Origin of the sequence: Saccharopolyspora sp. (genome assembly GCF_017434145.1) — a bacterium.
Classification (GTDB): Bacteria; Actinomycetota; Actinomycetes; order Mycobacteriales; family Pseudonocardiaceae; genus Saccharopolyspora_C; species Saccharopolyspora_C galaxeae.
In genome coordinates this window covers 1-9960 of record NZ_JAFRFW010000210.1, presented here as the reverse complement: position 1 = coordinate 9960, position 9960 = coordinate 1, and the positions used below count along the sequence as shown (strand labels likewise).

Below are 9960 nucleotides of genomic sequence, written 5' to 3'. Positions count from 1 at the left end.
CGTGGTGACCGTCGGAATGCTCGCCATCGGCGAAGTCCTGCACGTCGCCGCGCGCAACCGCAGCGGGCAGCGGCTGCAGGACATCGACACCGGGCGGCCCTGGCTCGACCGCAAAGACGTGCGCCGGTCGTTCCTGCCGTGGATGCGCGGCACCGCGCTGGGCTTGCCGTTCGGCGCGATCCCGGCCGGTGGCTCGGAAATCCCCACGTTCCTGTCCCTCGGGTACGAACGGAGGCTGGCGCGGCGCCGCGGCGGTTCGGAGTTCGGCCGGGGCGCGATCGAGGGCGTCGCCGCGCCGGAGGCCGCGAACAACTCGACCACCGCGGTGTCGCTGGTCCCGCTGCTCGGGCTGGGCCTGCCCACCTCGGCCACCACCGCGATCATGCTCGGTGCCTTCCAGCAGTACGGGATGCAGCCGGGGCCGCTGCTGTTCCAGGACGAGGGCGAGCTGGTGTGGGCGCTGCTGGCGAGCCTGTTCATCGGCAACGTGCTGCTGCTGGTGCTGAACCTGCCGTTCGCGCCGGTCTGGGCGAAGCTGCTGAGCATCCCGCAGCACTACCTGTACGCCGCGATCGCCGTGTTCGCCACGCTCGGCGCGTACGCGTCGAAGCTGGCGGTATCGGACATCGTGCTGGTCTACCTGGTCGGTCTGCTGAGTTTCCTGTTGCGCCGCACCGGTGTTCCGCTGGCGCCGGTGCTGATCGGCGTCATCCTCGGGCCGCTGGCGGAGCAGGAGCTGCGCCGGGCGATGGCCGTCGGCCAGGGCAACGTGCTCGTGCTGTTCGACAGTCCCATCGCGGTGAGCTTGTACGCGGTGCTGGCGGTCGCCGTGCTCGGCACGCTCGTGCTGCGGTGGCGCTCGCGGCGAACCGCGGCCTGACCGGGCGCAGGTTTCCGAGCCGCCCGATTAGCATGGTCGGCGACCAGATCGGCGAGGAGATCATGCCCCCAAGCATCGCGATGCAGGTCGTCGACCTGATTCGACGCTCCGAATTGGACCGGGGCGCGCACGTGCGCGAGCAGTGGGTCGCCGACGCCCTGGGCATCTCGCGGTCGCCGGTGCGCAAAGCGCTCGGCTACCTCGCCGAACTCGGGCTGGTCGCGCAGGAACCGAACCGCGGGTACTTCCTCACCCGCGCCGCCGGCGAATTGGCCCACGTGGACCTTTCCGCGGGGCCGGACAACGAGGAGGACGCCTACTTCCGGATCGGGGACGACTACCTCAGCGGCCGGTTCGCCGGCGAGTTCACCACCGCCGAGGTACGCCGCCGCTACGGCCTCACGACGCGGGAGGCCGATCGCGTGCTGGTGCGCATGGAGCGCGAGGACCTGATCCGGCGCAGGCCGGGCCGCGGCTGGGCGTTCCAGCAGCTGCTGTCCACCGCGCAGGCGCACGACCAGAGCTACCGCTTCCGCATGATCGTGGAGCCCGCGGCGGTGCGCGAACCGGGTTTCGCGATCGACGCGGAGAAGTTCGCGCTGCACCGCAAGCAGCAGGAATCGTTGCTGCGCGGGGACGCGCTGCTGCTGCCGCGCGGCGAGCTGTTCCGCGTCAACGCCGAGTTCCACGAGATGATCGTGGGTTGCGCGGGCAACGCCTACCTGCTCGACGCGGTCTGCCGGGTCAACCGGGTGCGCCGCCTCGTCGAGTACCGGCACCAGACCGACCGGCAACGCCTGGTCCGCCAGGCCAGGGAGCACCTGGAACTGCTCGATCTGCTGGAAACCGGCGACCACGCGGCCGCGGCCCGCTTCCTGCACGAGCACCTCGACGAGGTCCGCGAGCTCAAAACCCGAATCCCCGCCGCTCAATCCGAGTGAACGGCCCGTTCGACCAATCTAGTGGGACCAAAGTTCCGTTCACTCCCAACGCACCCCCGCTGATCGCGCGACGCGCGGGCGTGTCGGCGCCGCGCCACCCGCGCCGGAACTCCCGAGTGAACGGCCCGTTCGACCAATCTAGTGGGACCAAAGTTCCGTTCACTCGGAATGCGCCTGGGCTGCTCGGGTGGCGTACGGGCGTGTCGGCGCGGGGGCGGCCACTTCCAGCGAGTTTTGTACTTGTTAGCGGTTTAGTACAATCTCTGTATGGGTGCTGCGCGGACTGCTGAACTTGCCGTTGGAGAGCATGCGTATCGGTACGTTCCGCTGCTGGAGCTGGCCGCGGAGCGGGAGCTGGCCACGCTGCCCCACGCGATCCGCGTGCTGCTGGAGAACGTCGCCCGCCGCGCCCCCGGTTCGCTGGAGGCGGTCCTGCGGCGCGCGCTCGAACGCCGCGGCGACTGCGAGGTGCCGCTGCACCCAAACCGGATCATGCTGCACGACACGACGTGCTTGCCCGCGCTCGCCGACTTCGCCGGAATGCGCGACGGCGTCGCCGACCTCGGCGGTGACCCGGCACTGCTGCAACCCGCGATCCCGGTCGACCTGACCGTCGACCACTCCGTCATCGCCGAGGAGTACGGCACCGCCGACGCCGCCGAGCGCAACCTGCTGATCGACTTCCGGCGCAATCGCGAGCGCTACGAGTTCATCAGGTGGGCCGAGCGCAGCATCGAGAACTTCCGGGTGGTGCCGCCGGGGACCGGGATCATCCACCAGGTCAACATGGAGTCGCTGGCGCGCGTGGTGTGGACCGACCCGGCGGGAGATGCGCCGCTGCTGCACCCGGACCTGCTGGTGGCCACCGACAGCCACACACCGATGATCAACTCGATCGGCGTCGTCGGCTGGGGCGTGGGCGGATTGCAGGCGCAGGCCGCGATGCTCGGCGAACCGGTCGTCGTTCCGTTCCCAACCGTGGTGGGCGTCCGGCTGCTCCGCAGGCTGCGCAGCGGCGTGACCGCCACCGACCTGGCGCTCACGGTGACCGAGGTCTTGCGCGCGCACGGCGTGATCGACAAGTTCGTGGAGTTCGTCGGCCCCGGCGCGACCGGTCTCGGCTGGGCCGATCGCGCCGCGGTCTCGAACATGGCTCCGGAGTACGGCGCGACCTGCGCGTTCTTCCCGTTCGACCAGAACGCGCTGGACTACCTCGCGCTCACCGGCCGGGACGCGGCGCACCGCGAAGTGGTCGCCGAATACCTGCGCGCGCAGGGATTGTTCCGCACCAGAGCCGAACCGGAACCGGTCTACGACGAGACGATCACGATCGACCTGGACACCGTGGAACCGAGCGTGGCCGGTCCGCGACTGCCGCACGAACGCGTCCCGCTTTCGGCCGTGCCGGGCACTTTCCGCGCGGCTGCGGGAAATCCGGAACCCGCGTCGGGTTCCGAGGAACCGGCTGGGGAACCCGTGCGTTCCGCGCGACCGAGGTCCTTCGCGGAACCCGTGCCCGCAGGCGCGGTCGCGATCGCGTCGATCACCAGCTGCACCAACACCGCGAACCCGGCGCTGATGGTGCAGGCAGGGTTGCTGGCCCAGCGTGCCGCCGAGCGCGGCCTGCGCGCCAAGCCGTGGGTGAAGACCTCGCTGTCACCGGGCTCCCGCGTCGTCAGCGACTACCTCGACGCGGCCGGACTGCTCGCGGCGCTGGCCGACACCGGTTTCCACGTCGCCGGATTCGGCTGCATGACCTGCATCGGCAACTCCGGGCCGTTGCAGTCCAATATGGACACGCTGGTCGAACGAGGATTCACGCCTGCCGCAGTGCTTTCCGGAAACCGCAACTTCGCCGGGCGGATCAACCCGAAGATCTCGCTGGCCTACCTCGCCTCGCCGCCACTGGTGGTCGCCTACGCCCTGGCCGGGTCGGTGCTGCACGACTTCACCACCACCCCGATCGGCCACGACCGCGACGGGGATCCGGTGCACCTCGCGGACCTTTGGCCGTCCGATGTGGACGTTCAGCGCGTCGTGGCCGACTCCGTGCAACCGGAGCTCTTCCGCGCGAACACGGCGAAGCTCCGCGACGGAACCGAGCACTGGCACGCCTTGCCCGCGCCGGAGGGAACCAGGTTCTCGTGGGACGAGGACTCCACCTACATCCGCAAACCTCCCTACCTGACGGGACTTTCCCGCACTCCCCCGGCCGGGCTCGGCTTCCGGAACGGCCGGGTCCTGCTGTGGCTCGGGGACGACGTCACCACCGACCACATCTCCCCCGCGGGTGCGATCCCCGCGGACAGCGCCGCGGGCGAGTACCTGCGCGAGCGCGGCACTCGACCGCGCGATCTCAACCAGTACTCCACCCGGCGCAGCAACCACGAAGTCATGCTGCGCGGCGCGTTCACCAACCGAGCCGTCGAAAACCGGCTGCTGCCCGAGGAATCCGGATCCGGCGGCCGCGCGCTGGACTCGGCCGGGCACGTCAGCCCGGTCTACGACGCCGCGATGTCCTGTCGTGCCGCGGAAATCCCGCTCGTAGTGATCGCGGGCCGGAACTACGGCGCCGGATCCAGCCGGGACTGGGCCGCGAAAGCCCAGTCGCTGCTCGGCGTGCGCGCGGTGGTGGCGGAGAACTTCGAACGGATCCACCGCAGCAACCTGATCGGCATGGGCGTGCTTCCGCTGGTGTTCGAGCCCGGCGAATCCGCCGACGACCACGGCTTCCACCCCGGCGACGAACTCGACCTGCACGTCCCGGACGCACTCGAAGTGGGCCTGAACCGGGTCACGATGACGATCACCCGGCTCGGCGGAGCGGTTCGGGAACTGCGGCTGCGGCTGCGGCTCGACTCGCACAGCGAGATCAGCTACCTCGAGCACGGCGGAACGCTGCCTTACGTGGTCCGCAAGTCACTGCCCGCCGCCGAGTAACGGCACCGCCCCGAGCGGGCGCCGCTCAGCCGTCCTCGCCGGGCGCGTCCTCGACCAGGTCCTGAGTCGCGGCCCAGCTGGCGAGCATCTTCAGTGCGTCGGCGGTGGGCGTGTCCGGCGGCGTGGTGTAGACGTTGAGCGTCAGGCCCGGTTCGGAGGGCAGTTCCATCGACTCGTAGTCGAGGTCGAGCTGGCCGACGACGGGATGGTGCAGCCGCTTCTGCCCGCTGCGGTGGAACTGCACGTCGTGCGATGCCCAGCGCTGGCGGAACACCTCGCTGCGGGTGGACAGCTCGCCGACCAGCTCGATCAGCTCCTTGTCGTGCGGATTGCGCCCCGCCTCCAGGCGCAGCATCGCCGCCCCGTCGTTGGCGATCAGGTCCCAGTCGACGAAGAAGTCGCGGGCGGCCGGGTTCAGGTAGACGAACCGCGTGGTGTTGGCCGGGCGGCGCGGATCTTCCAGGACCGGTGAGTAGAGCGCTCGGGCGAGCCGGTTCATCGCGACGATGTCGTGGCGCGCGTTGCGCACCCACGCCGGGGCCTCGGTGATCGCGTCGAGCACGTGCTGAACGGTCGGCCGCACGCTGGTCGGCGAGGCGCGGCGGCGCTTCGGACTCTGCCCCGAGGCCCGCGCGAGCGCGAACAGGTGGTCCCGTTCCGCCTCGTCGAGCTGCAGGGCGCGGGCCAGCGCGTCCAGCACCGGCTCGGAAGCGCCCGAGAGGTTGCCGCGCTCCATGCGCACGTAGTAGTCGACGGACACGCCCGCGAGCATCGCGACTTCTTCCCTGCGCAGGCCCTTGACCCGGCGTTTGCCGCCGTAGGCGGGCAGCCCCGCCTGCTCGGGGGTGATGCGCGCTCGCCGCGAGCTGAGGAACTCGCGGACCTCGGCGCGGTGCTCCGTCTGGCCCATACCTCCAGGTTAAGCACCTCGCGCGCGGGAGGGAGGGTCCGGCAATACCCCTTGAGCCCGCGACGCCCTTGAGCCCGCGCCCGGCGGCACGGGGGTACTGCCGGTACCCGGCTCTGCGGACACTGCCGGGCCGGTGGTGGCGGGCTTAGCGTCGAGGACATGACGATTCCGAACCTCACGCTGAACAACGAAGTGGTGCTGCCCGCCATCGGGTTCGGCGTCTACCAAGCAGAGCCGGAAGAGACCACCGCGGCCGTGCAGGCGGCGCTGGAGACCGGCTACCGGCTCATCGACACCGCGGCCGCGTACGGCAACGAGCGGGAGGTCGGCGAGGCGGTCCGCCGCTCGGGCCTGGACCGCGACGAGGTCTTCCTGGAGACCAAGGTCTGGATCAACGACTTCGGCTACGACAAGACGCTGCACGCCTTCGACAAAGCCACCGGCAAGCTCGGCACCGAGCGGCTGGACCTGCTGATCCTGCACCAGCCGCTGCCCGGCGAGTTCGACCTGACCGTCCAGGCGTACCGCGCGCTGGAGAAGCTCCACGCCGACGGCCGGGTCCGCGCGATCGGCGTCTCGAACTTCATGCCGCACCACCTCGACCGGCTGCTGGCCGAGACGCAGATCGTGCCCGCGGTCAACCAGATCGAGGTGCACCCGTACTTCCGCCAGTCCGAGCTGCTGGCCTACGACGACGAGCGGGGCATCCGCAATCAAGCCTGGTCGCCGATCGGCGGCATCACCTTCTACCCCGGCTTCGGCGAGTACGGGAAGAGCACCCTCGCCGATCCCGCGATCGGCGAGATCGCCGCCGCGCACGGCAAGACCCCGGCGCAGGTGATGTTGCGCTGGCACGTGCAGCAGGGCCGCCAGATCATCCCGAAGTCGGTGACGCCGTCGCGGATCGCGGAGAACTTCGACGTGTTCGACTTCGAGCTGACCGCGGGGCAGCTGGCCGCGATCGACGCGCTCGACACCGGTGTCCGCGGCGGCCCGGCACCAGAGGACATCAACCGCGAGAACTTCGCCATCGACGTTCCCGAAGCCTGAGCGCTTTCGGCCCGTCGCAAGATCAGCACAGGAGGAAACCGGTGCACACACGCACGCTCGGCCAAGGACTGGAAGTGTCCGCGGTCGGTCTCGGCGCCATGGGCATGTCGCAGGGCTACGGGCCCAACCCCGGTGATCGCGACGACATGATCGGGGTGCTGCGCTACGCCGTCGAGCAAGCGGGCATCGACTTCATCGACACCGCCGAAGTCTACGGCCCGTACGTGAACGAGCAGCTCGTCGGCGAAGCGCTGGCACCGCTTCGCGAGCAGGTGGTGCTGGCCACCAAGTTCGGCTGGAACATCACCGACGGCCGGATGAACGGGACGAACTCCCGGCCCGAGCAGATCCGGCGGGTCGCCGACGAATCCCTGCAACGGCTCGGCATCGACCGGATCGATCTGTTCTACCAGCACCGCGTCGACCCGGACGTGCCGATCGAGGACGTCGCGGGCGCGGTCGGCGAACTGGTGGACGCGGGCAAGGTCGGCCACTTCGGACTTTCCGAGGCCGGGGCGGGCACGATCCGCCGGGCGCACGCGGTGCACCCCGTCACGGCGGTGCAGAGCGAGTACTCGCTGTGGACCCGCGATCCCGAGCCGGAGGTGCTGCCCGCGTGCGCCGAACTCGGCATCGGGTTCGTCCCGTTCAGCCCGCTCGGCAAGGGGTTCCTCACCGGCACCGTGAACGCTTCGACGGAGTTCGCGGCCGGCGACATCCGCGCCACGATCCCGCGTTTCGAGGCGGAAAACATCGATGCCAACGAGGCGCTGGTGGCCCACGTCCGAACCCTCGCCGGGACCAAGGCGACCACACCCGGCCAGATCGCGCTGGCCTGGCTGCTCGCCCAGCAGCCGTGGATCGTGCCGATCCCCGGCACCCGCCGCCGCGAGCGGGTCGACGAGAACGCCTCGGCCACGCAGGTCGCGCTGTCCGCCGACGAGGTGGCCGACCTCGACGCCCTCGCCGCCCAGGTCGGCGTCCAGGGCGACCGCTACAACGCCACCGGGATGTCGATGGTCGGCTTGTGAGTCCGCGGTCGGCGCGGTCGGGAAACCGCGCTACAGAAGGAGATTCGGGCGGTACAGACCCAAATTCTCCGGTTTGTGATGCGAAACCGGCCCCCGTGCCCAAGCTTGGCACGGGGCCGCGCACGCGTGTTCCGCGATGGCCGACGTCAGATCGGCCATGTCGAGCACGTAGCGGTAGCGGACGTCGTTGCGCGCCAAGCGGTCGAGAGCTTCGCGCACGCGCGTTGAGGGGACGAGTTCGATGTCCGCGGTGACGTCGTGCTCGGCGCAGAACTCGAGCATGGCGGCCGTCGCGGGACGGCCCCCGCTACCCGCCGAGCTGAGCTTCTTGCGTCCTATCAGCAGATCGGTGACCTGCACGGTGACCGAGCCGAGGTGCCCGAGTTGGCTGAGGGTTCCGTCCAGGGCCACGAGTCCGAGGTAAGGGGCGACGTCGTGCGGGACGGCCACAGTGTCGATGACGACGTCGAACCTGTCCCGAGCCGCGGTCATTCCTCGTCGGTCCGTGGACGCGATCAGGTCGTGGGCGCCCAGGCGGCGGGCGTCGTCAGCCTTGTCGGCGGATCGGCTGATGACCGTGGTCTGCGCCCCGAGTGCGACGGCGAGCTTGACCGCGAGGTGCCCGAGGCCGCCGAGCCCGGCCACCGCGACTCGGGTGCCTTCCCCGACACCGAGGGCCCGCAGCGGCTCCCAGACGGTGATCCCCGCGCACAGCAATGGAGCCGCGGACGCGGGATCGAGCCCGGCGGGAAGCGGGTAGGCGAAGCGGTCGCGGACGACGTACTCGCGGGAGTAGGCCCCCATCGTTGTGGTTCCGTCGTGGCGGTCGGTGCCGCCATAGGTCAGGGTCGGGAACTCGTGGCAGAAGTTCTCCTGCCCTTCCCGGCACATGGCGCATACGTCGCACGAGTCGACGATGTTGCCAACGGCCACCCCGTCACCGGCGGCGAATCGGGTGACCGCACGCCCGACGTCGGTCACCACTCCCGTGAACTCGTGACCGGGCACGACCGGCACTTCGCCGTTGCCGGTGCGGACGGCGTGGAGATCGGTATGGCAGACGCCGCAGTAGTCCACGCGCACGGCGACGTCGTCGTCCCGCAGTTCCCGACGTGCGAGCGGAACCCGCCGCAACGCGGTCCCGGCGCCGTCGGCTTGCCAGCCCATGGTGCTCCTCATGGCCCACTCCCCCGGCAAGCAGGATGTTCGGTTTCACAACCGTAGCGGACTCCGGCCCGAACCGGTGGTCACGGAATCGTGGCGAGGAATCGTTCGATGTCGGCCGCGCAGGTGTCGGGGGTTTCGACGAACGGAACGTGCGCGATGTCGTAGTACACCTGCAAACCGCAGCGCGGGATGGCCTGCTGCGTGGCGAGGTGGTTGCGCAGCGGTATGTGCTTGTCGCGATCACCGCAGACCAGCAGTGTCGGCAGAGCTGCCAGGGCGGCGAGGTCCGGTTGGCGGGTGAACGTCCGCATCGCGTGGGCCGCGCCCTCCATGTGTTCCGGCGACGCCGATTCGACCGCGCTGATGAGGTCGCGCAGGTATTCCTCGGGCGGTGGGCGGCGGAACGCTGCGCGGGCGAACGCTTGCTGCTGCTCCCGCGTCGGATGCGCGAGCGCCTCGAAGCTGGCCTCATCGGGCAGGAAGTCGAAGCCGGAGGTCGACGACGGGGCGACCAGCACGATCCCGGCGAACCGCTCGGGATCTTCCAAGGCGGCGCTCAGCGCGATCACACCGCCCAGGCTGTGCCCGATCACGACGGGCCGGTCCATGCCGCGCCGGTCGCACAGCGCGGTGAGGTCGGCGGCGTACTCGTCGATCGTGCAGCGCTGCGGCGTGGCCGGGCGTCCGCTCGCGCCGCAGCCGACCAGGTCGAACCGCGTGAACCGGTATCGCTCCTGGTCGAGCCGGTCGACCAGCGGGCTCCACGCCCTGTGGTCGTGCTGGAAGCCGTGCACCAGCACGAGGTCGCGGTCACCGCTGCCGGACTGCTGAAACGCCAGGTCAGCGCCTCGAATCTGATCATGCTGCACGGCCGGAGCCTACCGCTCGCAGGCGAACCGCCGGAACCTCCACGCGCTCAGCCCGGGCGATGGCCCCACGTCCGTCGAGCTGCGGTTCCTCAGCGCAGCTCAAGCCGGTCGACGACCGCTGCGACCGCGGCACGGTCCGCATCGGGAAGACCGCGCAGCGGGCGGGGCAGGT

Annotated in this window: 8 protein-coding genes; 5 read left to right on the top strand and 3 right to left on the bottom strand. The window is 70.2% G+C overall.

Features of this window, described 5'->3' with window-relative positions; genetic code table 11:
• The 3 genes from IJH84_RS05945 to acnA all read left to right on the top strand — a co-directional run.
• Positions 1-880, top strand: an 880-nt coding sequence (locus IJH84_RS05945; RefSeq protein ID WP_295141265.1) for a tripartite tricarboxylate transporter permease, incomplete at its 5' end; no start/stop codon positions are given.
• Positions 881-942: 62 nt separating this feature from the next.
• On the top strand, positions 943-1821 hold the full coding sequence (locus tag IJH84_RS05940; RefSeq protein WP_295141261.1) for an FCD domain-containing protein: 879 nt from the start codon (positions 943-945) through the stop codon (positions 1819-1821).
• Between the two features lie 267 nt (positions 1822-2088).
• On the top strand, positions 2089-4761 hold the full coding sequence (acnA, locus tag IJH84_RS05935; protein WP_295141258.1) for an aconitate hydratase AcnA: 2673 nt from the start codon (positions 2089-2091) through the stop codon (positions 4759-4761).
• Between the two features lie 25 nt (positions 4762-4786).
• Here acnA and IJH84_RS05930 read toward each other — a convergent pair whose 3' ends face one another.
• Positions 4787-5671, bottom strand: coding sequence for a helix-turn-helix transcriptional regulator (locus IJH84_RS05930; protein WP_295141255.1), 885 nt, complete (start codon positions 5669-5671; stop codon positions 4787-4789).
• A 159-nt stretch (positions 5672-5830) separates the two neighbouring features.
• Between IJH84_RS05930 and IJH84_RS05925 the strand changes: the two genes are divergently transcribed.
• A complete protein-coding gene (locus IJH84_RS05925; RefSeq protein WP_295141252.1) occupies positions 5831-6721 on the top strand; it encodes an aldo/keto reductase in 891 nt (296 codons plus the stop codon).
• A gap of 41 nt (positions 6722-6762) precedes the next feature.
• Positions 6763-7752 (top strand): aldo/keto reductase, encoded by a 990-nt coding sequence (locus IJH84_RS05920; protein ID WP_295141249.1) that lies wholly within the window; start codon positions 6763-6765, stop codon positions 7750-7752.
• Between the two features lie 30 nt (positions 7753-7782).
• Here IJH84_RS05920 and IJH84_RS05915 read toward each other — a convergent pair whose 3' ends face one another.
• Together IJH84_RS05915 and IJH84_RS05910 are read right to left on the bottom strand one after the other, a co-directional pair.
• A complete protein-coding gene (locus IJH84_RS05915; protein WP_295141247.1) occupies positions 7783-8931 on the bottom strand; it encodes an NAD(P)-dependent alcohol dehydrogenase in 1149 nt (382 codons plus the stop codon).
• Between the two features lie 68 nt (positions 8932-8999).
• Positions 9000-9788 (bottom strand): alpha/beta hydrolase, encoded by a 789-nt coding sequence (locus IJH84_RS05910; protein ID WP_200071615.1) that lies wholly within the window; start codon positions 9786-9788, stop codon positions 9000-9002.
• Positions 9789-9960: the final 172 nt, after the last annotated feature.